Origin of the sequence: Novosphingobium sp., from assembly GCF_036733805.1 — a bacterium.
Taxonomy (GTDB): Bacteria; Pseudomonadota; Alphaproteobacteria; order Sphingomonadales; family Sphingomonadaceae; genus Novosphingobium.
The window spans coordinates 1-23,520 of record NZ_DAIMZT010000049.1 but is presented as its reverse complement, the minus strand read 5'-3'; the positions used below and the strand labels follow the sequence as shown (position 1 = coordinate 23,520).

Below are 23,520 nucleotides of genomic sequence, written 5' to 3'. Positions count from 1 at the left end.
CCAAGCCTGTCCGGTTCAGGCCCCCACACGCCGGCCGCACTGCTGCCTGCCTGCCTGCTGCCCTCCCGGCATCACCCCCGCACTCGCCAGCGGGCGATTACCTGTGCCCTTTCGCCTCCGTCGGCCCGTGCGAAGCTTCCATATAAAACAAGATACCTTTCTTTGCTTTGTACCTTGCATTGAATAATACCATGCAATATACACTCCTCATCCGCAGGAGTTGATTCGATGTCCGAAATCGAAATCCAGTTGAAAAAGGGGGTGCTCGGCCTGTGCGTGCTAGCGCTGCTGTCACGGGGTGACAGCTATGCCTACGAGATTGCGAGCCGCATGGCGGCCGCCGTCGATATGGGCGAAGGCACGATTTACCCGCTCATGCGCCGTATGCAATCCGAAGGGTTGGTCACGACCCGGCTTGAGGAATCGCCGTCGGGTCCGCCGCGCAAGTATTACCGCATCACTGAGACCGGCCGCACGCGGTTGGCCGAGCAGGTGGCCGAATGGCGCGGCTTCACCGCCGCTGTTGACCAGCTGATCGATGGCCCTGCCGCTGCGGCGCCTGTGCAGGAAGGGGAATCCCGTCATGACGCGCAATGAATTTATCAAGCGCCTGAACGCCGGCCTTAAAGGCATGCCGCAAGGCGACATCGACGAGATCGTCGCCGATTACGAGGCCCATTTCGAAGCGGGTCTGGCCGAAGGGCGCAGTGAAGAGGAAGTCGCCGCGGCGCTGGGCAATCCGGCACGGTTGGCGCGCGAGCTGCGCTTCGAGGCGGGTTTCCAGAACTGGCATAGCGATCGCTCGCCGTCATCCGCCTGGGCCGCGATCCTGGCCTTCATGGGCCTTGCCACGATCGATATCCTGATCCTGATGCCAATCGTCCTGCCCGTGATCGGTGTGGTTTTCGGCCTCTTCGTGGCCGCGCTCGCCTGTTTCGTTGGAGGCGGCTTCGTGCTGATCGCTGGGCCGTTCAGCGGCTTTCCCGGCGGCTGGCCGGTCGCGATCCTCGCGGGTCTGGGTCTGATGAGCGCATCGGTCGCAGCGGCCGCCCTGCTGACGCTGGTCAGCATCTGGATCGTCAATGCCCTGATGTGGTTCGGCCGCCTGCATTACCGTGTGATCGAGCCCGCCATCCATTCCCAAGATTGACGCGACGAAAAAAGGAGGAACCAGAAGATGCTCAGGAAACTGCTCATCGTATTCGCCAGCGGCGTGATTCTGTCGATCGTCGCGTTCGCCGCGGCCTGGGTCGTCGGCGGCGAAAAGCTGCACAAGGAACTGGCCGGTGGAGACGGCTGGTCCTGGACCCTCGGCGGGGACGAGACGGACAACGGCGTTCGCAAGCAGCGCAGCTTCGCCGTCGAACCCGGTGCGCGGCTTGCCATGGCGATCCCGGTCGACCTCAGCTTCACGCGGGGGGACAAGGCCGAGATGGTCGTGTCCGGCCCAGCGAACGTGGTGGACCGGCTGGTGTGGGAGAACGGGCGCCTGTCATTGCCGCACGGCGTCCATATGCGCCACGGCATCAAAGTGCACATCACCGCGCCGCAGATTACCGGCCTTGACCTTGATGCTCCGGGCGACATCAACCTGAAGGACATGCGGCAGGACCGCTTCACGCTGAACTCGCACGGTCCCATCGATCTTGATGCCCAGGGCCGGGTCCGCCAGCTTTTCGTGAGCGTGGCGGGGCCGGGCAATATCGATCTGGGCAAAGTCGAAGGAGAAGACGCGACTGTTCGCCTTGACGGCGTGGGCGACATCACGCTTGGCGCCACCGGCACGGTCGATGTCGAGATCAACGGCGCCGGCGACGTTTCGCTCGTGCGCAAGCCGCAGATCCTGCGCAGCCGCATTCACGGGCTGGGTTCGATCAATCACAATTATTGAGATCGGTGGGAAAGCCGGGCTTGTCTCAATGAACCGGCGGATCGACGGGCGGAACCGTGCCGATCGGCGCCACCGGTTCACCGGGTAGGCGCGGCGGAAGGGCGTTTTCCGGCACCTGGTCAATCTGCATGTCGGGCGTCGCCACATGCGCCAGGTTGCGCGCTTCCACGCGCAGATCATCGCCATCGATCACGATTTCGTTGAAACTGGGCGGCGTGGAGCGGATCCTCCGTGAGAGCGTTCCCGCGCCGATCATGCGCAGCGGCCCGGCCGCAGTTTCCGCAACCAGGTCGAAAGGGTCGTGAATGTGGCCGGACAGCACGGCCATGACGCGGCACTTGGCCAGCACCTCCATCGTCCGCGTGCCATTGATGGTCAGCAGCTTGCCGTCACGCTCGCGCCGCTCAGTCAGCGGGTGATGCGCGGCCACAAGGATGCGCGTGCCGACCGGATGCCGGTCAATGGCGGCAAGGCATTCCGCCAGCGCCTTTTCGGTCACCCAACCGTTCGACCATGGAAAGCGCTGGTATTGCGCCCGCGTGGTCGTCCTCAGTGGCACCACAGCGAGGCCGGGCAAGTCCAGCTGCGATTCGACCATCCGTTCGATCGCCTTGAAACGCTTGTAGGGATCAAAGAAGCGTTCGTAGAGATTGAAGTAGGGAATGTCGTGATTGCCCACTTCCACCGTCACCGGCACGTCCAGCGCCTTGATCCAATCGCAGGCGGCGCGAAATTCGTGATGGCGCGCCCGCATGGTGAGGTCGCCGGTGATGATCGCGGCATGCGGCCTCTCGTTCGCGATGCATTGACGCGCCCAGTCGAGCGCGCGGCCATCCTCCAGCCCGAAGTGGATATCGCTGAGGTGAAAGAGCCTGATGGTTCCCCGGCGCATGAAGGAAACCTTACCGTGCATCCGCCCCGCCCTTCATCGCGTCGCTCTCATCGCTGCCCTTCGTCATCATCAGATCCACGCCGCAAGTCGCCAATTCGAACACTTCCCGGGCCCTGCCGTCGAAAGGTTCGCCGTCGATCAGCAGGCCCATGGGCTCACCTTCGGGACAGATCAGCCGCACCTGCCGGTGCCGGCCGAGTTCGTCGTGCGGCCCATTACGAAAATCACGATTGATAAGCGCGATCCCCTGCCCGGCATAGTCGCCGAGCGATTCGGCATAATAGCCATTTGTTTCAAGGCCGTCTTCATGCGGAGTCACCGTGATTGCGGCATAGCCTTCCCGGCGGCCGCAGTCGACCTGTTCGCAAAGCACCTTCGGGCCGTTGGCAGAATGTTGGATGGCCTCGCGCGTCGTAGCCACGAAATCCAGGATGTTCGCAGCCCGCATCGCCTCGCGCACTTCGTTCCAGATCGCGCCAGGACCGGCAAGCACCCCGGTAAGACCCACCCCGTGGCGCGTGCGGATGACGGTGGGGCGCACCCGGCGCGCCGGCGTTCGGACAAGGCGAGCAATGATCTCTGCCGCCGTGACGTCGCCGTGGAGGCGTTTGGAAAGCATGTTCATCGTTCCGCCCGGCAAGGGTAATACTGCGCCAGCCCAGCCGAAAACTGCGGTGACGGCGGCATGCATGGTCCCGTCACCGGCGAATATGGCCAACAGATCGACATGCCCCTCATCGAGTTGTGAGGGAGTAGGCGCTGCTTCGCTCGGAAATACGGTAGTGCGGGCAAGGATGAAACCAGCCTCGGCAAAGGCGCGTTTCAACGCCTCCACCGCGTCCTTGTCATTGCCTCCGCTAGCCGCATTGCAGACCAGCCAAACAGTGGGGGAATTATCATGCGATCGGGCCATGTCCGGACAACCGGAAGCCTCGCGCCGGGTTCCCGCTATACCCTGCCGCTGGCGATGAGCCAGGCAGAAAGGCCGTTGAACATCGTATAGATCGCGTAAATCCAGGCCCAGCCCACCGAACCTGCCACCGCCATAATCATCGCACCCAGAAGCATCACGAACTCGACGATCAGGCTGAGCCGGCCACCCAGCGGCTGAAGCAGCCAGGGCACTTGGGCCAGCATGGGATGGCCGCTTTCCAGCACGGCCTTATGCGCGGCGAAGTTTATCACTCCCATGCAAAAGACGGCAACAAGCAGCAGCATCTTCCCGCTTCTACAGCGCAGTGCCCGCCCAGACCAGCACCAGCGATCACCTTTACCACATCGGGGCATGATGGGATCCCGGGTCAGCCGCATCGACGCAATCCCGCTTGCATGTCGTTTGTCGGGCATGAACGTCGTTCGTATCCGTGCACCGTACTTCGTCGAGCGTCGATAGTCCGCAATCGAACCCCGCGTGAATGGCGCTGCCGACGGGCGCACAAGAGCCTTGTCGAGCCGGGCAAGCCCCCTGCCCCGGCCCGCCAGAGGAGGAATTGCCATGTTCGGAAAGACATCTATCGCGGCCGCCCTGCTCGGCCTCGCCCTGACCGCCGCACCGGCTTTTGCCGACGAAATCGCAGTTCGTTACAAGGATCTCGACCTGTCGAGCGCACAAGGCCAGAAGACGCTGGACCGCCGCATCAACGCCGCCGCCCGCCAGGTCTGCGCCTATGACCAGATCACTACGGGCACCCGCCTGCGCAGCAGCGCCTCGGTAACCTGCTACAAGCAGGCCCGCGCGCAAGTGCAGAAGCAGGTCACCATGGCGATTCAGAGCGCCACCAATGCGCAGCTGGGCGGATGAGATCGCACAAGATCCTAAGGCAAGACCCGGAAAATCGCCTCGGCGGGCTTACCGGCCCGCCATTTTCTTCACTGCGGGCAGATAAGTGCGGCCGATCCGCAAGGTTTCGCCATCGACGGTTTCGGCCGACCAAACGCCCAGCCCTTCGTGCCGCAGCCCGGTCACGTGATCGCGGCGCAGAATGCAGCTGCGATGAATGCGGATGAACTGCTCAGGATCGAGCCGCTCTTCAAGACCCGTGATGGTCTGCAACAGCAGATAGCTCTGCCCCATAACGTGCAGCCGCACATAATCGCGTTCTGCATCGATCCGCTGAACGTGGCGAGCGGGCACCCGCATAAGTTCCGAACGGTGGGGCACCCAAAATTCCTCGAGCCACCCGCTTGCCGCCCCCGTCCTCAGACCCCGGCGCGAGATGACCCGGCGCACGGCGCGCTGCAGCCGATCGGGCGCGACCGGCTTCAGCACATAATCCACCGCGTCAAGATCGAAAGCCTCCACCGCGAACGCATCGTGCGCCGTCACGAAGATCACCGCCGGCGGATTGCCCAGGTCTGACAAGCGGCGCGCGACCGCAAGCCCGTCCGTCTCCGGCATGGTCAAATCAAGCAGAACGAGGTCGGGCGCCAGCGCATCGACCAGCCGCAGCGCCGCTTGCCCGTCGCTGGCGGTGCCGACCACGGCCAGACCCTCCATTCGCGCGCAAATCACTTGCAGGCGCTCCACCGCCAGCGGTTCGTCATCAACAATCAGCGTGCGCAGGAACGCGTGCCCTCCCCCTGCGGTTTCAGGCACGGTCAAGCTCCAAGGGCATGCGCAGAACCGTCTCAAAGCCGCCTTGGTCCCTTTTGCCGAAAGTCATCGTCGCTCCCGGACCGAAGCGCGCGCGCAGACGATCGCGCACATTGGCCAGGCCAATGCCATAACCTTCGGCCTTGCTGAGTTCCGCGCCGGGCCCGTCGTCGCTGACCGAGATGACCAGCTGCCCGCCTTCACGCCGCGCCTTCAGGCTCACCGTCACCGGCCTCTGCGTGGCCGCCACGGCATATTTCACCGAGTTTTCAACCAGAGGCTGCAGGATCATGCCCGGCACCATCGCATTCAGCACGTCAGCGTCAATATCGATTTTCGTCAGCAATCGATTGGGAAACCGCACGGCCTCGATCGCGAAATAGAGTGTCTGCAGCTCGATCTCGTCAGCCAGCCTGAGGTCGTTGGTGGGATCGCCCGACAGCGTGCGGCGATAGAAGGTTGAAAGCGTCTGGATCATCGCCTCGGCATCCTCCTGCCGCCCTGTCATGACGAGGGCCGAAAGGGAATTGAGCGTGTTGAACAGGAAATGCGGATTGACCTGATAGCGCAGCGACCGCAGTTCCGCCGCTTCAGCCGCGCGGCGATATTCGCCCTCGCGACGCTCAGCCACGCGTGCCTCTTCCGTCTTGGCCAGCGCGAAATAGAGGGCTACCCAGGCCAGCACGAGGAAATAGCGGCCGAACGCGTTGTCCGCGATTGCCGCCCAGCGCGCGTAACTGCCCTTGCCCGCGTGAATGGTGATCGTGGATCGGTCCGGGGCGTTGGCGGACGGCGCTCCAGGCGCCGCCGGAGGCCGGGGAGCTGTGTCGGATTGAGGCGGGGCGGGCGGCGGCAGGGGAACCTTCGGCAGGTCCACCAGAATGTTTCCCGCCTCGTCATGCGAGATGCGCACCTTCCCAGCCTTGATTGCGGCCGCCTCCTCCTCGGTGCCATAAACTTGCGGCATCTCGATATCGGCGAAGACGGCGTCGTTGATGATGCTGAGCAAGAGGGCCAGCGGCAGTGCGCCCACCAGCACGATCATCAGCCGCACCCCGCCGGACTTGCGATCCAGCATCTGCAGCAAGGGCCATATCGCCACCATGACCAGCATCGAAAGGACGCAGATCGTCAAACGGCGCGAAATGATCGGCCAGGCGAAGTCGAAGCCCATGAAGGCCCCGCGCAGCGTGGCGACCATGAAATAGCAGGCCCACAGCGCGGCCAGCGAAAGCAGGACAAGCCGCGCGGGGACGCGCGGATTTTGGACCAAATCCGTCATCACCGCCCCGGATAGCGCGAAACCGTGCTTTTGCACCAGTTCTCCGGTCGGCCCGCGTGTGCGGTTCGTCGAACGGCGGAACGGGCCCGAGCCGCTCCGCCATCCGCCGCGATGACGCCTCGATTTCGAGGAAGAGCCGAACTTAAGCCAGCAGCCCTTCCCTGGCGATCTTTTCCTTCCACGCCAATGGCGCGAGCTGGTGAACGTTCTGACCCTCGGAATCGACCGCCACCGTCACCGGCATGTCTTCCACGGTAAATTCGTAGATCGCTTCCATGCCCAGGTCCTCGAAGCCCAAGACTTTCGCTTCTTTGATCGCGCGAGCGACGAGGTAAGCGGCGCCGCCCACCGCCATCAGATAGGCGGACTGGTGCCTGGCAATGGACTGCGTGGCCGCGGGCCCCCGCTCCGCCTTGCCGACGCAGGCCAGCAGCCCCTGCTCCAGCATCATGTCCATGAACTTGTCCATGCGCGTCGCGGTGGTCGGGCCGGCGGGGCCGACCACTTCGTCGCGCACCGGATCGACCGGGCCGACATAGTAGATCATGCGGCCCTTGAAATCGACGGGCAGCTGCTCGCCCTTCGCCAGCATGTCCTGAATGCGCTTGTGAGCCGCGTCGCGGCCGGTCAGCATCTTGCCGTTGAGCAGCAGGCGGTCGCCCTGCTTCCAGCTTTGCACCTCCTCGGCCGTCAAAGTATCGAGATTGACGCGCCGGGCTTCCTTGCTGGGCGTCCAGTGGACCTGCGGCCATTCATCCAGTTTGGGCGTTTCCAGGAACCGCGGGCCGGACCCGTCGAGCGTGAAATGCGCGTGGCGCGTGGCGGCGCAGTTCGGGATCATCGCCACCGGCTTTCCGGCGGCATGGCATGGCCAGTCCAGGATCTTGACGTCCAGGATCGTCGCAAGCCCGCCCAGCCCTTGGGCGCCGATGCCCAGGGCATTGACCTTGTCAAAAATTTCGATCCGCAGTGCTTCGATATCGTTCTGCGGGCCGCGGGCCTTGAGCTGGGCCATGTCGATCGGCTCCATCAGCGCCTTCTTGGCCAGGTAGACGCAATGTTCGGCGGTGCCGCCGATGCCGATCCCCAACATGCCCGGCGGGCACCAGCCGGCGCCCATCTGCGGCAGCATTTCCAGAACCCAGTCGACGATCGAATCGCTGGGATTCATCATCTTGAACTTGGACTTGTTCTCAGACCCGCCGCCCTTGGCCGCAACGTCTACCGAGACCTTGGAGCCGGGCACCATCTCCACCCGCAGGACGCTGGGCGTATTGTCCTTGGTATTGCGGCGAGTGAAGGCTGGGTCCGTCAGGACCGAGGCGCGCAGCTTGTTCTCGGGATGATTGTAAGCCCGACGCACGCCCTCATCAACGACCTCCTGCAGCGACTTGTCCGATTCCAGGCGGCAGTTCTGACCCCATTCGACGAAGACGTTGACGATGCCGGTGTCCTGGCAGATCGGCCGATGGCCTTCGGCGCACATGCGGCTATTCGTGAGAATCTGCGCGATCGCATCCTTCGCGGCCGGGCCCTGCTCAGCCTGATAGGCGTCGCCCAGAGCGCGGATATAGTCCATCGGGTGGTAATAGCTGATGTACTGAAGAGCGTCGGCCACGCTCTCGATCAAGTCTTCTTCGCGGATGGTCACCATATCGGCCATGAACAATGCGCTCCCGGTTACGCGGATCACGTGAAATTTCGCGCGGTCCCCATAAGCCGGGCGCACGGTATCGTCAAAGTGCTTGCACGGATCGACGAGAGTCTCGTCAAAGCGCTTGGCCTCAACTGCGCCTTGGCATAGAAGGCGCCGCACAAATGCTGAGATCGCGGAATATTCGGCGCGCTTTGCGTCGTCGCGAATGCATGAGGGAACTGCGCCAGATGACCTTGACCGAGGATCGGTCCGCACCGGAAGCCGAACAGACCGCCACCGCCCAATCCGCCGCTCGCCACGCCATGATCGTCAGCCAGCTTCGCACCAGCGGGGTCAGTGAGCCCTGGGTGCTTTCGGCCATGGCGCGGATCCCGCGGGAAGATTTCGTGCCGGAAACCATGCGTCAGGCCGCCTATATCGATCGGGCCATTCCGCTCGGCAATGGCCGCATGCTCGCTGCGCCGGTCGTCCATGGCCTGATGCTGGCGGAGGCCGCGCCCACCCCCGCTGACAAGGCGCTGCTTGTGGGTGACGGCGAAGGCTACCTAGCCGCGCTGCTGCGTCCGCTGGTCGGCGCGCTTGATGCCGTCGATCCCGCCGCCGCCTCCGGGCCCGTCGACGACGGCGGCTATTCGCTGATCGTGATCGACGGCGCGGTGGAAGCGCTGCCGGATGCGCTCTGCGCGCGGCTGGCGGAAGGCGGGCGAATCGTCACCGGCCTTGTCCTGCGCGGCGTCACGCGCCTGGCCACCGGCTGCAAGACAGTGGGGGCGGTCTCGCTGCTGCCGCTGGCGGAGCTTGGCATTCCCGCCCTTCCCGAGTTCACGGCTCCGAAACGCTGGAGTTTCTGATCGTGGCCCTGCCCGCCTGCCGCGCCGGATGGCTGGCGAGCGCGGCCTTGCTCGCCGGTGGGGCGGGAATACCCGCCCGAGCGGATACCCTGCGCGAAGCGCTGGTCATGGCCTACCAGACCAATCCCCAGCTTGAAGCTGCCCGGGCTCAGCAGCGCGCGGTGGATGAAAACGTGCCGATCGCACGTGCTTCTGGCCTGCCCAATGCCAGTGGCAGCGCAACTTATTCCGAATTTGTGAAGCGCAGCGAGATTTCCTTCACCAATCCCGTGCGTTCGCTTTCAACCAGCGTGAATGTCAGTCTGCCGATCTATTCGGGCGGGCAGGTCAAGAACAGTGTCAAAGCCGCGAAACTTCAGGTGGAAGCCGGCAAGGCTAGCTTGCGCGGGACCGAAAGCGGCGTCTTCTCCTCCATCGTCGCCGCTTACATGGACGTGATCCAGAACGAGGCGATCGTCGGCCTCAACCGCAAGAACGTGGACGTCCTGAAGGTCAATCTCCAGGCCACCAGCGACCGCTACGAAATCGGCGATCTTACCCGCACGGACGTTGCGCAGTCGCAATCGCGCCTTGCCCTGGCGCAGAGCCAGACCCGTTCCGCCGAAGCCACTCTCGCAGGTGCGCGCGAAGCGTATATCCGGCTGGTGGGCAAGGCGCCGGAAGCGTTGCAGCCCCCACCGCCGCTGCCTAATCTGCCGACCTCGCCCGAGGATGCGGTGCAGGTCGCGCTGGACAACAATCCCGACCTGATCGCCGCGCGTGAGCAAAGCAAGGCGGCGGAAAAGCAGATCGATGTGGCCGGCGCCGGACGGCTGCCGAAAGTGAGCCTGTTCAGTTCCGGTTCCTACAATAATTATTTCAACACTCTTGGCGGCGCGCAAAACGCAGGCTTTCCGCAGTCTGACAAAAGCGCGCAGGCCGGCGCCCAGATCTCTATTCCGATCTTTCAGGGCGGATTGCCCGCCGCCCGGCGCCGGCAGGCTCAGGCCCAGGCTTCCGCCGCGCTTGAGGATGAGATCGGCGCGGAGCGCACGGTGATCGCGCAAGTCCGTTCGGCCTATACGCAATGGTTGGCGGCCAACGATGTGATCCGCTCAACTCAAGTCGCAGTCGATGCAGCTTCGCTCAGCCTCGAAGGCGTCAGGGCGGAAAACTCGGTGGGCAACCGCACGATCCTTGACATCCTCAATGCCGAGCAGGAACTGCTGAATGCGCAAGTGCAGCTGGTGACGGCGCGCCGCAATGCCTATGTCGCCGGCTTCAACCTGCTTGCCGCCATGGGCAAGGCGGAAGCGCGCGATCTCAATCTGGATAATGACATTCTTTACGACCCGGACGTTAATTACAAACGGGTGCGCGGCAAGATCTTCGACTGGAGCAACGACCCCGCCCCCGTGGCGCGATCGACCCGGACCGTTGACACGCCGGTGCAGGACGGGAACATTCCGCAGCAGTAACCATCATCCCGATTCGGGTTGAGTTGCGCTGCATTCAAAGCCGGTCAGGCGGGCCGGGACGTGTCAGGGGATTGTGGGAATGCGTCAGAACGGTGAACCTTCGGTCGAGGAGATTCTCCAGTCGATCAAGCAGGTCATTGCCCGCGACAATCGCGTCGGCGCCCGCGTGGAGCGTCAACGCCGCGCCAATGCCGGCGTGATAGACGACGTGCCCATGGTTGAAGCGGATGCCGAGGATGACGTGCTTGAACTGCCCGAAACCGCGCAGCTTGACGCCGCACCGGCAGAGGATGAGGCGGAGCCGGCGCTGATCCGGCCCGAAGCCCGCGACTCCATGCGCGAATCGCTGGCCGCGCTGGCCATGCTCTCCACGCCCGGCGCTCAGCCGCAGATTGTCCGTTCGGGCGAAACCTCGCTGGAAGAACTCGCCCGCGAATTGCTGCGCCCTGCCCTCGCGCAATGGCTTGACCAGAATTTGCCACCGTTGGTGGAGCGGATGGTTGCCGCCGAAATCGCGCGGATCGTCGGCAAGAAGGGCTGAAACGGGCTGGACCTGGTGGGCCCGGCTTCCTACCTCGGGCGACATGGCCAAACCTGATCCCGCGCTGCTCGATCTGGCGCGATACCCTTTCACCTGCACGATGGAGCCGCGCTTCGGCGATCTCGACGTCAACCTGCATATCAATAACGTAGCGATGGCAGGCATGCTTGAGGACGCACGCGTGCGCTTTCACCACCGCACCGGCTATCGCGAACTTCTGGCGGGCCGCACGTCCATGGTGGCCAGCATCGCCATCGAATACTTGGGGGAGGCATCTTATCCCCAAAGCGTGGCGATCGCTTGTGCGGTGGAACACATCGGGCGCACCAGCCACCACCTGGCGCAACTGGTGATTCAGGATGGACGCCCGATCGTCTTCGCCCGCGTCGTGCTTGTCGTCGTCGGTCCTGAAGGTCCCTCTCCCCTCCCCGCGACCTTCGCCGCTTCGGCCCGCCCCTGGATGCTGCGCGCATGACCGCCTCCGCGAGCGAGATCGAACAGGCCCGCAAAGCATTTGCCAAGACGGGCGGCAGCGCCGTCCATCGGCACGTGTTCATTTGCGCCGAATCGCAGAAGGGAGAATGCTGCTCTCCTGAAAAGGGGGAGGCCGCGTGGAAATATCTCAAGAAGCGGCTGAAGCAGCTCGGCCTGGATGGCGCCGGCGGCGTCGCGCGAACCAAGGCGGATTGCCTGCGCATCTGCGCCGCCGGCCCCGTGGTGGTGGTCTGGCCGGATGGCGTCTGGTATCATTCCTGCTCCGAAGCGGTGCTGGAGCGCATCATTCAGGAACATCTGATCGGCGGTCAGCCTGTGGAGGAATTTCGGCTTAGTCCCCTGCCGGATTGAGCCTCCGCCTTTACCGGAGAGGTTCATCTTCATCCTCCAGCGGATTCACGATGCTCTCATCGTGGCCGGTCCCGCTGGAAAGAAACATTAACCCCATCAGCGCGGAGGCCAGCAGCATCGTAAAGCCGATGCCCAGCGCGGTCGCTATATAGAGATGGATCGAGGCCATCCCGTTGGAGCGGTAAAGCACGATCATCGCCGCCGCTACCAGGCCGACCGTCGCCAGCATCATCCAGCGCATGATACGCAGATAGCGCGCCCAAGCATGCGCGGCGGTGGCCGGATCGTCGAGGGGAGAGGGGGGTATCATCGAGACTCCATGTGGTGCCTGGCGACCGTCTGCGCAAGCGAGGCCGGGGTCGGCGCACTCCTTGCTTCCGCGAAGATCGGCGGAAAACGGCATTGACGCTAAGGCTTTGGCGGTCACGCCAAGGCTGTGGTATCCTCCCCGTGCCTGCTCACGACAGCAAGCCAAAAACAGGGAGAGTTCGACGATGACCATTGGTCGCCTTATTGAAGGTCGCGGCCCCGTTCTTACCTGCGATGTCTCCACCACCGTGCGCGAGGCCGCCAGCCTCCTCGCCGAGCGGCGAATCGGCGCGCTGCCCGTGCTGGAAAACGGAGAGATCGCCGGCATCTTTTCCGAGCGTGACGTAATTTACCGTTTGCATGAGTTCGGACCGGAAATGCTGAACATGCTAGTCGGTCAAGTGATGACCACACCGCCAGTGACGGTGGAGCGCGACACTTCCGTCATGGAAGCGCTTTCGCTGATAACCCGGCGCCGCGTTCGCCATTTGCCGGTGGTGGAACGCGGACACATGATCGCTTTCGTTTCGATCGGCGATCTGGTGAAGTATCGGATCGACAAGATCGAATCCGAAGCCGCCGCCATGCGGGACTATATCCAGACCGCTTGATCCACGGGCTGATGAATGCAGGTCTCCGCGCGCCTTGCCGCGCGGGGGCAGGGCGCTTACATCCGATGCATGGACCAGCAAAGCCTCACTCTCAGCCCTTCAGCCGCGGCGCGTGTCGCGGCGATCGCCGAAAAGCAGGGCAAGCCCCCGATCCTGCGCCTTTCCGTCGAGGGTGGCGGATGTTCGGGCTTTCAGTATCGTTTCGGTCTTGCCGATGCGCCCGATGCGGAAGACCTGGTGGCCGAAACTGACGGCGTGAAGCTGGTCGTCGATCCGATCAGCCTTGATCTCGTGAATGGCTGTGTGGTCGATTTCGTCGAATCGCTGGGCGGTGCGGCCTTCCGGGTGGAAAACCCCAATGCCGCCGCGGGCTGCGGCTGCGGGTCGAGCTTCTCAGTGTGAGGAAGATCGCTTCATTCAATATCAACGGGGTCAAGGCGCGCCTTCCCCGCCTGCTCGAATGGCTGGAGGAAACCCGGCCCTCCGTCGCCTGTCTGCAGGAGATCAAATGCCAGGATGACAGCTTCCCGATCGCCGAGTTCGAGAAGCTGGGATATCACGGCATCTGGCACGGCCAGAAAGGCTTCAACGGCGTGGCCGTGCTCGCGGATGGCGAACAGCCGGTCGAAGTGCGGCGCGGGCTTGACGGGGAGCCGGAGGACGATCACTCGCGCTATCTTGAGGCTGAGGTCTTCGGGTTGCGCGTAGTGTGCATTTACCTGCCTAACGGCAATCCGGTGCCCGGCCCCAAGTTCGATTACAAGCTGCGCTGGATGGAAAGGCTGCGCCGCCGGATGAACGCGATTGCGGCCGAGGAAGTGCCCGCGATCGTCACCGGCGACTTCAACGTGATTCCCCACGATCGCGATGTGTGGGCCCCCCAGGCCATGGCTGCCGACGCACTGATGCAGCCGGAATCGCGCGATGCCTATTTCCGCTTGCTGGGCGATGGCTGGACTGACGTCCTCGCCACGCACAATCCACGCGGCGGCGTGTGGACTTATTGGGATTATCAGGCCGGCGCCTGGCAACGCGATCACGGCTTTCGCATCGATCACGCGCTGCTTTCACCGGAACTGGCCGACCGGCTGGTCGCCTGCGGCGTCGACAAGGCCCATCGCGGGCGAGAGAAAGCCAGCGATCACGCGCCGGTATGGGTGCAACTCAGTGACTGAGCTTGCAGGGCGCTAGAGGAGCGGTTCAGCCCTCAGCGATAGAACACGTGATTATCCACTCGCGCCAGGCGAGTCAGATGCCAGCCGGGAGAAACGCGTGCAGCGTGGAAGAACAGCGCCCCTGGGGCCGGGCTGTTCCAGCTGCCGTCCTGCGCGATTTGCGCCACGGCCACGGCTTCGCGCCAACCGGCCGAATCCTCGCGTATGACCGGCATGGACCCGTCGCGCACGAAGGAGAATTGCGAAGGCTGGTACACCACCCCGCAATAGCTGGACGGGAACCGGCCCGACTGCGCGCGATTGATGACCACGCGGCCGACGGCCAGCTGGCCTTCCAGCGATTCGCCACGTGATTCGAAATAGATCGCCCCCGCCAGGCAACGCATGTCGTTGGTAAGCGCCTGAGGCATGGCTTGCTGCGCAACCAATTGCGCCAGCGAACCGGTATCAGAGGAGGCGTCCCCACCATTTCCCATAGGAGCGGTAAGGGGCTGGATCACCGGGCGGGAGACGAACTCCAGCGGGGAGCCTGTGGGTGCCTGTTTGGCCAGCACCGGAAGAATGTCCGATGCGGCAGCGCCTGAACCCGAGGCGCTTAGAATAGCGGTAAACACCGTCGCGGCCAGCGCCATCGCGCCAGCCCACCGAAACTTGGTTCGCATAATGCCTTGGTCAAATGCGGTGAACCGTCAGACGCAGGTAGGAACGCGAAAGCCCCTGGGCCATTCATATCACGTTCGCGCCTGCCGGCGATTCCCCGTCTGCGTGCCAGCGGGGCTGCCGAATGCTGCCCATGCCGCCTGCGCAATGGTGAATGCGCCCTTAACTTGCAAGGCTTGCAAGTCAACCGCTATTCATCTCCAGGCCGATAAAGCGTTCGCCTTGCGCGATGTCCAGCTCCACGATCCAGAGATCCGGGTCCTGGCGACCGCGCCGGTTCAGATAGTCCAGGAATTCCTGCTTTTTTTCGGGATCTTCCCGGTACGAACAATGCCATTGCCGTGTTCCATCAAGCTGCGGCATGCGTTCATAAACGCGTGAATTGCCGCCATTTTCCGGAACCACGACCATGATCGTTCCGGCGTCGCGTTCGCCCTTGCTCAGCACGGCAGCGAAGCCACCCGCCGCCTCCACGCTGCGAATCAGTCCGGCAACTTCGAGGTGAGCTGGAAGGCGGCTGTCCATCAGTCAGGCCGCAGCGCCGGCGTAGCCGGGCAAGCCGGAAAGGGCGATGCGGGAACGCATGAAAGTGCCGGTGCCCCGCGCCACTTCGTCTCCCTCTTCATCTACCAGCCGCGATTCCGCCACCAGCACCCGGCGTCGGCCACTGACCCAACGGCCTTCCGCCACGACCGCGCCGCCCTTTATCGGCTTGCTAAGGTGCAGGTTGAATGAGGTGGTGAGCAGGAAACGATCGGTGACCAGGGTATTCGCCGCATAGAACGCCGCGTCATCCAGCATTTTGAAATAGATCGTGCCGTGCGCGGCGCCGGCGGCATGAAAGCAATCCGGTTCGGCTACGAACGTGATGCGCGAAAGCCCTTCGCCCAAAATTTCAAGCGAAGAGCGAAACATGTGATTGATCGGGGCCGAGGCGTAAAGTCCCTCCAGCGCGCGCCAGTGCAGGTCGGCGCCGGCGGGCTCCGGCGCCTCCGGCGTCAGATCATGCGGCATCGCGATCGATGACGTTGCTGAGAAGACTGTAAAGCGCCTCCGTGCTCGGCGCCGTCACAAGAGCCTCATGCATGCGTTCATCGCGCATCATGCGCGAGATCGCCGCAAGCGCGTGAAGATGCATGGCCCCGGCGCCTTCCGGGGAAAGCAGTCCGAATATCAGATCAACCGGCATCCCGTCCGCCGCGTCGAACTCCACCGGCGCGTCCAGCCGCATGAAAACCGCGACCGGACGGCCCAGCCCGCTGATCCGGGCGTGAGGAATGGCGATGCGGCGTCCAAAGCCCGTGCTGCCCAGCTCCTCGCGCTCTGCCATGTGTTTAAGCACAGCATCGCGATCAAGCGCATAGACTTCGGCGAAGATCCCCGCGAGTCGTTCCAGAATGATGTCCTTGCTGTCCGCGCTCACCGTGACAACGGCTTCCGGCAGCAGTGTGAAAAGACCACTCATTTCGTTTCTGATTCTAGGCTGTGACCGGTTTCCAGATGTTGCTGCCCCCGACCCGTAAAGAACCGGGGGCTTTTTCGTTCTCCGATCAAGAATATGTCGCGCCGTGGAGCGTCGGATATCGGAGTGTTAGTGCGGCTCGACCCAGCCAATCGAGCCATCGCCGCGGCGGTAAACCATATTATGGCGGCCAGTGCCAGCATTTTTAAACAGAAGCGCCGTGGTATTGCGGAGATCCAGCATCATCACCGCATCGGAAACTGTCGCTTCGGGCACGTCCACCCTGGTTTCCGCGATCACGACGGGCGCGTCGGCCTCCAGCTCGTCTTCATGATCTTCCGCCGGTTCTTCGAAGATGACGTAAGCCGCTTCCTCAACCGCTACGGCGTGCGCGAACTGTTCATGCCGGTCCTTGAGCCGACGCTTGTAGCGGCGAAGCTGCTTGTCGATCTTCTCCGACGCCTGGTCGAGCGCGAGGTGCGCATCCTGCGCCATGCCGGTGCCCTTGAGCACAAGGTTCTGCATCACATGCATGATGATGTCGCAGCGGAACGCGCCGGCGGGAGCCCGGCCGAACGTCACGTGCGAAGACAGCGCCCGGTTGAAATACTTCCCGATGATCGCCTTCAGCCGCTCACTAGCGTGGACCTGCAGGGCTTCGCCGGTATCGACCTGGTGACCGGAGATGCGGATATCCATGGGCGAATTCTCCTTGTACTAGAGTTCAAGTGCCCCAGAGCGGGGCATCGACCGATTTGAGAAATTCCGCATGAGCGGCGAGTTCCTCAGCGGTGGCCGCGTAGGAACGCGGCTGACGGTAAATACGGTCCTTTCGGACGAGAACCTTGATCTCCGTCACGATCTCAGCGGTTTCAGCGGCCAGTTCCAATCCGATCTGGCGGCCGCCGCGCAACTCCACATAGACTTGCGCCAGCAGCTCGGCGTCAAGCAGCGCGCCATGCTTGGTGCGATGGCTGCGGTCGATGCCATAGCGGGTGCAAAGCGCATCTAGCGAAAGCTTGGCGCCGGGATGGCGCACCTTGGCCAGCGCCACAGTATCCACCATGCGATCGCGACTCACTTCCGCAAAACCGCAAAGCGCCAATTCGGCATTGATGAAATTGAAGTCAAAACCGGCGTTGTGCGCCACCATGGGGCTGCCCTCGATGAAATCGAGCAGTTCCTGCGCCAATTCAGAGAACAGCGGTTTGTCCGCCAGAAAAGCGTCCGACAGGCCGTGGACGGCCTCTGCCTCCGGCGGCATCGCGCGCTGCGGATTGAAATAGGCGTGGAAGGTGCGGCCGGTCAGCACTCGGTTGACCATTTCGATGCAGCCGATCTCCACCATCCGGTCCCCGTTCTTCGGGTCAAAACCTGTGGTTTCGGTGTCGAAGATGATCTCTCGCATCCCTTTTCATATCTGCCTGCGCGGCCCTGCACGCAAGTGCTTGCGCGATTATTCTGTTTGTTTGAGCGCCTCCGCCATGCGCGCGACCTGCTTGCGCGTTTCGGTGAGTGATGCGCCCGTGTCGATCACGAAATCCGCGCGGGCGCGCTTCTCCGTGTCCGGCACCTGAAGTCCTTGAATATGCACGAACTTTTCCTCAGTCATCCCCGGCCGCGCCAGAACCCTGCGGCGTTGCTCCTCCGCCGGGGCGGAGACCACGGCTACGGCATCGAGTCCGACGGGACCGCCTTTTTCATAAAGCAGCGGAATGTCGAAAACGATCAGCGGCGCCTGTGCATTCGCGCCGAGGAACGCTTCGCGCATTTCAGCGACGGCGGGATGCACGATTCGCTCGAGTCGCGCGAGCTTTTCGGGGTCGCCGAAGACCGCTGCGCCCAGTTTCTGGCGATCGACCCCGGCGGGTCCGGTGGTTCCGGGAAATTCCGCCTCGATCGCAGGCAACAACGCGCCCTGGGGCCCCTGCAGCTCGTGAACCGCTGCGTCGGCGTCGAACACGGGCACACCCAATTCGCGCAGCATTCCGGCGACAGTGGACTTACCCATGCCGATGGAGCCGGTAAGGCCCAGAATCTTCTGTCGTGTCATGACAAAATCAGCGCGCGCAGCGCCGCATCGTGCTGGCGCGGCGGCTTCGCACCGAAGAAGTGCGAGAAAGCGATGTCGGCCTGACCGATCAGCATGGACAGGCCGTCCACCGTCGCGAACCCCGCCTGCCTAGCCGCCTGCAGAAAGGCGGTATCGAGCGGACTGGTGACGATATCATAGACGATGCTGCCCGGCGGCGCGTGGCTGAAATCGAAGCCGAGCGGGGGCTGGCCTGTCATGCCGAGCGGACTGGCATTGACGATCAGGTCAAGACAGCCTTCGCGATCATCGAAAGGGAAATCCGTGGAGTCGCCGAAATGCGTCAGGTCAATCGCATGATGATCGCTGCCCGGCGCCAGTTCGTCCAGCATGGCGCGGGCCTTGGCAGGATCGCGGCCGGCGAGCACGATCACGAAGTTCTCTGCCGCCAGCGCCGCCACGATGGCGCGCGCCGCGCCGCCAGTGCCCAGCACGCGGGCCATGCGAAACAGATGCGTCTTCGCCAGTTCTTCGGCCAAAGGCTCGAGAAAGCCCGGCGCATCGGTGTTATAGCCGGTCAGCGACCCGTCCGGCTCCCGCACCACCGTATTTACCGCGCCGATCCGAGCCGCCAGCGGATCGAGCCGATCAAGCAGCGGCATGATCGCCAACTTGTGCGGCATGGTGACATTGCAACCGCGCCAGTCGCGATCACCACTGCGCGCGGCAAGATAATCGCCCAGTTCCTCCAGCTTGACCAGGCAGTGAGCGTAGCGTCCGGCGATACCCAGCTCGCCCAGCCAGAAATTATGAATCGCGGGCGACTTCGATTGTGCGATGGGATCGCCGATCACTTCGGCATATCCGGTCCCGTGCGGGGGAGAGGAAGGCGTGGTCACTGCTGCATCACTCCCAGATTTCGAAGCGCCGCCTGGACCATCAACAGCGGCATGCCGAGAATCGTGAAGTAATCTCCTTCGATCCTCTCGAAAAGCTGCACGCCGCGCGCCTCGATCCGGAACACGCCGACGCAGCCCGCCACCGCGGGCCATTCGGCATCGAGATAAGCGGCGATAAAAGAGTCGGAAAGCGGCGCGACATGTAGCCGCGCCAGCGCGCCATCCGCCCAAAGCACCTCACCATCGCGCACTAGCGCCGCCGCACTGTGCAGTTCCATGACCTTGCCCGCGAAGAACCGCAAATGCTCGGCGGCCTGATCGCGCGAGACGGGCTTGTCGAAACGGCGTCCGTCGCAGGAAACCAGGGAATCGCTTCCCAACACGATCTCCCCCGGAGCGAAGACCGCCAACGCCTTGGCCTTTGCGAGTTCCAGCCCCACTTGTTGGGACGGCGCCTCGCCCAAGGCCAGTTCCAAACCTCGTTCATCCACATGGGCCGGCTGAGCGCGGAAAGGAATGCCGGCGGCCTCCAGCATGGCGCGGCGCGAGGCGCTCTGGGATGCAAGGACAATCATCGCATATCCTTTTGTGAATCAGATCGGCTTGGGTCCGACCGGACCCTGAATGCCGGCCGCTCTGCGTTCATTGTAGAGATTGATGATCGCAGCTGCCGTTTCCTCGATCGAACGGCGGGTTACATCTATGACCGGCCAGGAATTGTCAGCGAACATCCGCCGCGCATATTTCACCTCGCTCTCCACCTTCTCAAGCTGCACATAATCGGTATCCGGCGACTGGCTGAGCGAGAGCAAGCGATTGCGGCGCACCTGGATCAATCGTTCAGGTGCGGTGGTCAGGCCCACCACCAGCGGATGCTTGAGCCCAAACAGCGCCGAAGGCGGCGGGCTTTCCACGACGATGGGAATGTTGGCCACCTTGTAACCGCGATTGGCCAGGTAAATGCTGGTGGGCGTCTTGCTCGTGCGTGATACGCCGGCGAGCACGATGTCGGCTTCCTCCCAATCCTCCCACGCGACGCCGTCGTCATGCGCGATAGTGAACTGGATGGCATCGACACGCGCGAAATAGGCATCGTCAAGCCGGTGCTGCCGACCGGGCCGACCTTTGGCCTCCTGTCCCAGCAATGCCTCCAAGGCATCAGTCACGCCGTCAAGCACCGCAATCGCTGGCAGGCCGAGCGTCTGGCAACGCTCTTCCAATCGTCCGCGTGTTTCTTCATTGACCAGCGTGAAGAAAACCAGGCCGGGATGAGCCGTGATCTCTCCCATGATCCGATCAAGGTGCTGCTGCGAACGCACCATAGGCCAGAAGTGCCGCAGCACATCGGAATCGTCGAACTGGGCAAGGGCGGCCTTGGCAATCATCTCCAGCGTTTCGCCGGTGGAATCCGATAGGAGATGCAAGTGAAACCGCGCCATCAGGTGCCTTTGCCGGGAGTTTGGGCCGCTTGTGGATATCTTCCGGCATAAACCACGGGAGGGCGGCGGTGACAACTCGGATAGGGCAATTCATGCCCCCTAACCGGATTCCACAGGCCACGTTGTGGACAGGCGAACGCCTGGTTCCACAGGCTGTGGACAAGGCGAACAAGCTTTTCTTGACGGGCTTGGACCTAGAGTCGGAAGGTACAGTTCGCCCTGTTCATTGCTGGACAAATCGGGCAAGGCGCACTCGTCCCCGATATCCACAGGGCCAACAGACTCCATCAATCCTTTATAAAATTTCTTTATTCTTTTGATCGGACCCGAAACGCGATGCCCGGCCTCCTTCTGAACACGCTGCGTGGTGAGAATGCGAACCAACGGCCTATCTGGCTGATGCGCCAGGCCGGGCGCTATCTTCCCGAATATCGCGAACTGCGTGCGCACAAAGGCGGCTTCCTGGCGCTCGTCTACGATACGGATGCCGCTGCCGAGATCACGCTGCAGCCAATCCGCCGTTTCGGTTTCGACGGGGCGATCCTGTTTTCGGATATCCTCATCGTGCCTTACGCGATGGGGCAGAGCCTGGAGTTCCTGGTGAGCGAGGGTCCAAAACTTTCGCCCAAACTGGTCGACCACGCGTTGAGCGCTTTGGTCGCGGTGCCGGAAAGACTTGCGCCGATTTACGAGACTGTGCGGAAAGTGCGGGCTGCACTGCCTGTGGACAAGACTATGCTGGGGTTCGCCGGCTCGCCTTGGACCGTTGCGACTTACATGGTCGCGGGCGAGGGCAGTCGCGACCAGCATGAGACCCGCGCCATGGCCTATCGCGACGTGGCGGCGTTTCAAGCAATCATCGATGCCGTGGTGGAGGTGACGGTGGAATATCTCGCCGGTCAGATCGAAGCTGGAGCGGAAGCAGTCCAGCTGTTTGATTCCTGGGCCGGCAGCCTGGCCCCGGCGCAGTTCGAGAAGTGGGTGATCGCGCCGAACGCAGCGATCGTGTCAGCCGTGAAAGCCCGTTATCCCCAGGTGCCTATCATCGGCTTCCCCAAGGGATCGGGTGAGAAACTGGCTGCTTATGCGCGCGAAACCGGCGTGGATGCGGTGGGTGTGGATGAAACCGTCGATCCCTTCTGGGCTGCGCGCGCCTTGCCGGCAGGTTTGCCGGTGCAGGGAAATCTCGATCCGCTCCTGCTGTTGTCAGGCGGTAAGGAACTCGACGAAGAAGCCCGCCGCGTACTTGATGCCTTTGCCGATCGGCCCCACGTGTTCAACCTCGGCCACGGTATCGGACAGCACACGCCGGTCGCGCATGTGGAGCAATTGCTGGCGACAGTGCGCAGTTGGCGGCGGGCCTGAAAAATACAACGGATCGTGATCCAAGGGTGACGCATGGAGCAGGTTTTGCAGAGCACTTATCTCTGGCTAAAGGCCGGGCACGTGATCTTCGTGATCTTCTGGATGGCCGGGCTGTTCATGCTGCCGCGCTATTTCGTCTATCACCAGGAAGCTGAACCCGGCTCGCGCGAAGCGGTGCAGTGGATCGAGCGGGAAGCAAAGCTGCGCAAGATCATTCTTACGCCTTCGCTGATTATGGTGTGGGTCTTCGGGGTCGCGCTTGCCACTGCCGCCGGCTGGTGGACCGCGCCCTGGCTGCACGCCAAGCTGCTCTTCGTGATCCTGCTTACCGCTTATCACGGCTGGCTGACGAGCTATGCGAAAAAGCTGGCAAAGGGCGAGCGTCCGATTGCCGGGAAGACGCTGCGCCTGCTGAACGAAGTGCCGGGGCTGGCCGTGGCGGTGATCGTTGTGCTGGTGGTGGTCAAACCTTTCTGATTGAACTGGATAAGCACTAGTCCGGCACCGGCAAATGACGGCTTGGCGCGGGTGCCATCCGCTTTGGCAGATGATCCGTTGACCACAGGGGCTCCAGGGCTTATTTGAGGTGACGTCCCGGCACAGGGTGGCGAGCCCTTTCGCATGCCCGGATCTGCTTTCCCCAAGCCCTCCGATCCGCCGGCCGATACTCACATTTCCATTCGGAATTTCAAGAAATGCACCTGAAAGAACTCAAGAAAAAATCATCGGCCGAACTGGTCGAAATGGCGGAGGACCTCGGCGTTGAGGGCGCTTCCACGATGCGCCGGCAGGACCTCATGTTCGGTATCCTCAAGGAAGTGGCCGAAGACGGCGAGGAAATCGTCGGCCAGGGCACGATCGAGGTGCTGCCTGACGGATTCGGCTTTCTACGCAGCCCCGAAGCCAATTACCTTGCCGGTCCTGACGATATCTACGTCTCGCCCAATCAGGTCCGCAAATGGGGTCTGCGCACAGGCGACACTGTCGAAGGCGAAATCCGCGCGCCCAAGGACGGTGAACGGTACTTTGCCATCACCAAGCTTATCAGCGTCAATTTCGACAATCCCGACGTAGTGCGCCACCGCGTCAATTTCGACAATCTGACGCCGCTCTATCCCGATCAGCGGCTCAAGCTCGACAGTCTCGACCCTACGGTCAAGGACAAGTCGGCGCGCGTGATCGATCTTATCAGCCCGCAGGGCAAGGGCCAGCGCGCCCTGATCGTCGCGCCGCCGCGCACCGGCAAGACGGTGCTGCTGCAGAATATCGCCAAGGCCATCACTGACAATCATCCCGAGGTCTTCCTGTTGGTGCTGCTCGTTGATGAGCGACCGGAGGAAGTGACCGATATGCAGCGATCCGTGAAGGGCGAAGTCATTTCCTCGACCTTCGACGAGCCCGCCAGCCGCCACGTCCAGGTGGCGGAAATGGTGATCGAGAAGGCCAAGCGTCTTGTGGAGCACAAACGCGACGTCGTTATCCTGCTGGATTCGATCACGCGCCTCGGCCGCGCTTACAACACCGTGGTTCCCAGCTCGGGCAAGGTTCTGACCGGCGG

The 23,520-nt window shown here is 62.8% G+C and carries 32 protein-coding genes; 15 read left to right on the top strand and 17 right to left on the bottom strand.

The window, feature by feature from the left end; all coding sequences use genetic code 11:
• Positions 1-228 precede the first annotated feature (228 nt).
• The 3 genes from V7D69_RS11775 to V7D69_RS11765 are packed head-to-tail and all read left to right on the top strand — an operon-like array spanning position 229 to position 1,891.
• A complete protein-coding gene (locus V7D69_RS11775; protein ID WP_324063280.1) occupies positions 229-597 on the top strand; it encodes a PadR family transcriptional regulator in 369 nt (122 codons plus the stop codon).
• The gene (locus V7D69_RS11770) at positions 584-1,150 is read left to right on the top strand and encodes a DUF1700 domain-containing protein (RefSeq protein ID WP_324063279.1); all 567 of its coding nucleotides are present in this window, start codon (positions 584-586) and stop codon (positions 1,148-1,150) included. The genes V7D69_RS11775 and V7D69_RS11770 overlap by 14 nt, the downstream gene beginning before the upstream one ends.
• A 27-nt stretch (positions 1,151-1,177) precedes the next feature.
• The gene (locus tag V7D69_RS11765; RefSeq protein WP_333605885.1) at positions 1,178-1,891 is read left to right on the top strand and encodes a GIN domain-containing protein; all 714 of its coding nucleotides are present in this window, start codon (positions 1,178-1,180) and stop codon (positions 1,889-1,891) included.
• A gap of 25 nt (positions 1,892-1,916) precedes the next feature.
• Here the strand turns inward: V7D69_RS11765 and V7D69_RS11760 are convergent, their stop codons facing one another.
• The 3 genes from V7D69_RS11760 to V7D69_RS11750 are packed head-to-tail and all read right to left on the bottom strand — an operon-like array spanning position 1,917 to position 4,001.
• Positions 1,917-2,783 carry a metallophosphoesterase family protein gene (locus V7D69_RS11760; protein WP_333605884.1) on the bottom strand — a complete coding sequence of 289 codons (867 nt, stop codon included), beginning with the start codon at positions 2,781-2,783 and terminating at the stop codon, positions 1,917-1,919.
• A gap of 10 nt (positions 2,784-2,793) precedes the next feature.
• Positions 2,794-3,696 carry a diacylglycerol kinase family protein gene (locus V7D69_RS11755; protein ID WP_333605883.1) on the bottom strand — a complete coding sequence of 301 codons (903 nt, stop codon included), beginning with the start codon at positions 3,694-3,696 and terminating at the stop codon, positions 2,794-2,796.
• Positions 3,697-3,731: 35 nt separating this feature from the next.
• On the bottom strand, positions 3,732-4,001 hold the full coding sequence (locus tag V7D69_RS11750) for a hypothetical protein (protein WP_324062319.1): 270 nt from the start codon (positions 3,999-4,001) through the stop codon (positions 3,732-3,734).
• A gap of 277 nt (positions 4,002-4,278) precedes the next feature.
• On the opposite strand from V7D69_RS11750, the gene V7D69_RS11745 reads away from it, so the two are divergent.
• A complete protein-coding gene (locus V7D69_RS11745) occupies positions 4,279-4,584 on the top strand; it encodes a UrcA family protein (RefSeq protein ID WP_333605882.1) in 306 nt (101 codons plus the stop codon).
• A gap of 48 nt (positions 4,585-4,632) precedes the next feature.
• On the opposite strand, the gene V7D69_RS11740 is transcribed toward V7D69_RS11745, so the two are convergent.
• The 3 genes from V7D69_RS11740 to V7D69_RS11730 form a co-directional block, all read right to left on the bottom strand.
• Entirely contained in the window at positions 4,633-5,385 is a 753-nt protein-coding gene (locus V7D69_RS11740; protein WP_442947056.1) for a LytR/AlgR family response regulator transcription factor, read from the bottom strand.
• Positions 5,372-6,658, bottom strand: coding sequence for a sensor histidine kinase (locus tag V7D69_RS11735; RefSeq protein WP_324062331.1), 1,287 nt, complete (start codon positions 6,656-6,658; stop codon positions 5,372-5,374). The genes V7D69_RS11740 and V7D69_RS11735 overlap by 14 nt, the downstream gene beginning before the upstream one ends.
• Before the next feature lie 142 nt (positions 6,659-6,800).
• Positions 6,801-8,321, bottom strand: coding sequence for a fumarate hydratase (locus tag V7D69_RS11730; RefSeq protein WP_333605886.1), 1,521 nt, complete (start codon positions 8,319-8,321; stop codon positions 6,801-6,803).
• Between the two features lie 221 nt (positions 8,322-8,542).
• Between V7D69_RS11730 and V7D69_RS11725 the strand changes: the two genes are divergently transcribed.
• The 5 genes from V7D69_RS11725 (at position 8,543) to V7D69_RS11705 (ending at position 12,010) form a co-directional block, all read left to right on the top strand.
• Positions 8,543-9,166 carry a protein-L-isoaspartate O-methyltransferase family protein gene (locus V7D69_RS11725; RefSeq protein WP_333605880.1) on the top strand — a complete coding sequence of 208 codons (624 nt, stop codon included), beginning with the start codon at positions 8,543-8,545 and terminating at the stop codon, positions 9,164-9,166.
• Positions 9,167-9,168: 2 nt separating this feature from the next.
• A complete protein-coding gene (locus V7D69_RS11720; RefSeq protein ID WP_324062325.1) occupies positions 9,169-10,623 on the top strand; it encodes a TolC family outer membrane protein in 1,455 nt (484 codons plus the stop codon).
• Between the two features lie 79 nt (positions 10,624-10,702).
• Positions 10,703-11,164, top strand: coding sequence for a DUF2497 domain-containing protein (locus V7D69_RS11715; RefSeq protein ID WP_333605879.1), 462 nt, complete (start codon positions 10,703-10,705; stop codon positions 11,162-11,164).
• 43 nt (positions 11,165-11,207) lie between these two features.
• Complete coding sequence (locus tag V7D69_RS11710) at positions 11,208-11,639, top strand: acyl-CoA thioesterase (RefSeq protein WP_333605878.1); 432 nt, start codon at positions 11,208-11,210, stop codon at positions 11,637-11,639.
• Positions 11,636-12,010, top strand: a complete 375-nt coding sequence (locus tag V7D69_RS11705; protein WP_333605877.1) for a (2Fe-2S) ferredoxin domain-containing protein — start codon at positions 11,636-11,638, stop codon at positions 12,008-12,010. Before V7D69_RS11710 ends, V7D69_RS11705 begins: the two co-directional genes overlap by 4 nt.
• 10 nt (positions 12,011-12,020) lie before the next feature.
• Here V7D69_RS11705 and V7D69_RS11700 read toward each other — a convergent pair whose 3' ends face one another.
• Entirely contained in the window at positions 12,021-12,320 is a 300-nt protein-coding gene (locus V7D69_RS11700; protein WP_333605876.1) for a hypothetical protein, read from the bottom strand.
• A 184-nt stretch (positions 12,321-12,504) separates the two neighbouring features.
• Here V7D69_RS11700 and V7D69_RS11695 point away from each other — a divergent pair, with 184 nt between their 5' ends.
• The 3 genes from V7D69_RS11695 (at position 12,505) to xth (ending at position 14,105) form a co-directional block, all read left to right on the top strand.
• Positions 12,505-12,930 (top strand): CBS domain-containing protein, encoded by a 426-nt coding sequence (locus V7D69_RS11695; RefSeq protein WP_333605875.1) that lies wholly within the window; start codon positions 12,505-12,507, stop codon positions 12,928-12,930.
• 69 nt (positions 12,931-12,999) lie between these two features.
• The gene (locus V7D69_RS11690; protein WP_324061257.1) at positions 13,000-13,332 is read left to right on the top strand and encodes a HesB/IscA family protein; all 333 of its coding nucleotides are present in this window, start codon (positions 13,000-13,002) and stop codon (positions 13,330-13,332) included.
• On the top strand, positions 13,329-14,105 hold the full coding sequence (xth, locus tag V7D69_RS11685; protein ID WP_324061240.1) for an exodeoxyribonuclease III: 777 nt from the start codon (positions 13,329-13,331) through the stop codon (positions 14,103-14,105). Before V7D69_RS11690 ends, xth begins: the two co-directional genes overlap by 4 nt.
• Positions 14,106-14,137: 32 nt before the next feature.
• Here xth and V7D69_RS11680 read toward each other — a convergent pair whose 3' ends face one another.
• The 10 genes from V7D69_RS11680 to V7D69_RS11635 all read right to left on the bottom strand — a co-directional run bounded on the left by V7D69_RS11680 (position 14,138) and on the right by V7D69_RS11635 (position 20,597).
• Positions 14,138-14,767, bottom strand: a complete 630-nt coding sequence (locus V7D69_RS11680; RefSeq protein ID WP_324061241.1) for a cell wall hydrolase — start codon at positions 14,765-14,767, stop codon at positions 14,138-14,140.
• A gap of 181 nt (positions 14,768-14,948) precedes the next feature.
• Complete coding sequence (locus V7D69_RS11675) at positions 14,949-15,290, bottom strand: DUF1491 family protein (protein ID WP_333605874.1); 342 nt, start codon at positions 15,288-15,290, stop codon at positions 14,949-14,951.
• Between the two features lie 3 nt (positions 15,291-15,293).
• A complete protein-coding gene (locus V7D69_RS11670; RefSeq protein ID WP_333605873.1) occupies positions 15,294-15,779 on the bottom strand; it encodes a PaaI family thioesterase in 486 nt (161 codons plus the stop codon).
• The gene (locus V7D69_RS11665; protein WP_333605872.1) at positions 15,769-16,230 is read right to left on the bottom strand and encodes a PTS sugar transporter subunit IIA; all 462 of its coding nucleotides are present in this window, start codon (positions 16,228-16,230) and stop codon (positions 15,769-15,771) included. Before V7D69_RS11665 ends, V7D69_RS11670 begins: the two co-directional genes overlap by 11 nt.
• A gap of 126 nt (positions 16,231-16,356) precedes the next feature.
• Positions 16,357-16,926: a ribosome hibernation-promoting factor, HPF/YfiA family gene (gene hpf, locus V7D69_RS11660; RefSeq protein ID WP_333605871.1), complete on the bottom strand. Its 570-nt coding sequence runs from the start codon at positions 16,924-16,926 to the stop codon at positions 16,357-16,359.
• A 25-nt stretch (positions 16,927-16,951) separates the two neighbouring features.
• Entirely contained in the window at positions 16,952-17,635 is a 684-nt protein-coding gene (gene dnaQ, locus V7D69_RS11655) for a DNA polymerase III subunit epsilon (RefSeq protein WP_324061246.1), read from the bottom strand.
• A 48-nt stretch (positions 17,636-17,683) separates the two neighbouring features.
• Positions 17,684-18,280 (bottom strand): dephospho-CoA kinase, encoded by a 597-nt coding sequence (gene coaE, locus V7D69_RS11650; protein ID WP_324061247.1) that lies wholly within the window; start codon positions 18,278-18,280, stop codon positions 17,684-17,686.
• Positions 18,277-19,158, bottom strand: a complete 882-nt coding sequence (locus V7D69_RS11645) for a shikimate dehydrogenase family protein (RefSeq protein WP_324061248.1) — start codon at positions 19,156-19,158, stop codon at positions 18,277-18,279. The genes coaE and V7D69_RS11645 overlap by 4 nt, the downstream gene beginning before the upstream one ends.
• Positions 19,155-19,733, bottom strand: coding sequence for a Maf family protein (locus tag V7D69_RS11640; protein ID WP_324061249.1), 579 nt, complete (start codon positions 19,731-19,733; stop codon positions 19,155-19,157). The genes V7D69_RS11645 and V7D69_RS11640 overlap by 4 nt, the downstream gene beginning before the upstream one ends.
• An 18-nt stretch (positions 19,734-19,751) precedes the next feature.
• Positions 19,752-20,597: a pyruvate, water dikinase regulatory protein gene (locus V7D69_RS11635; RefSeq protein ID WP_324061250.1), complete on the bottom strand. Its 846-nt coding sequence runs from the start codon at positions 20,595-20,597 to the stop codon at positions 19,752-19,754.
• Between the two features lie 336 nt (positions 20,598-20,933).
• Between V7D69_RS11635 and hemE the strand changes: the two genes are divergently transcribed.
• The 3 genes from hemE to rho form a co-directional block, all read left to right on the top strand.
• Positions 20,934-21,962 (top strand): uroporphyrinogen decarboxylase, encoded by a 1,029-nt coding sequence (hemE, locus tag V7D69_RS11630; protein WP_333605870.1) that lies wholly within the window; start codon positions 20,934-20,936, stop codon positions 21,960-21,962.
• A gap of 33 nt (positions 21,963-21,995) precedes the next feature.
• Positions 21,996-22,439, top strand: a complete 444-nt coding sequence (locus tag V7D69_RS11625; protein ID WP_324061252.1) for a CopD family protein — start codon at positions 21,996-21,998, stop codon at positions 22,437-22,439.
• Positions 22,440-22,657: 218 nt separating this feature from the next.
• The coding region (gene rho, locus V7D69_RS11620) for a transcription termination factor Rho (protein ID WP_333605869.1) at positions 22,658-23,520 on the top strand (863 nt) is incomplete at its 3' end.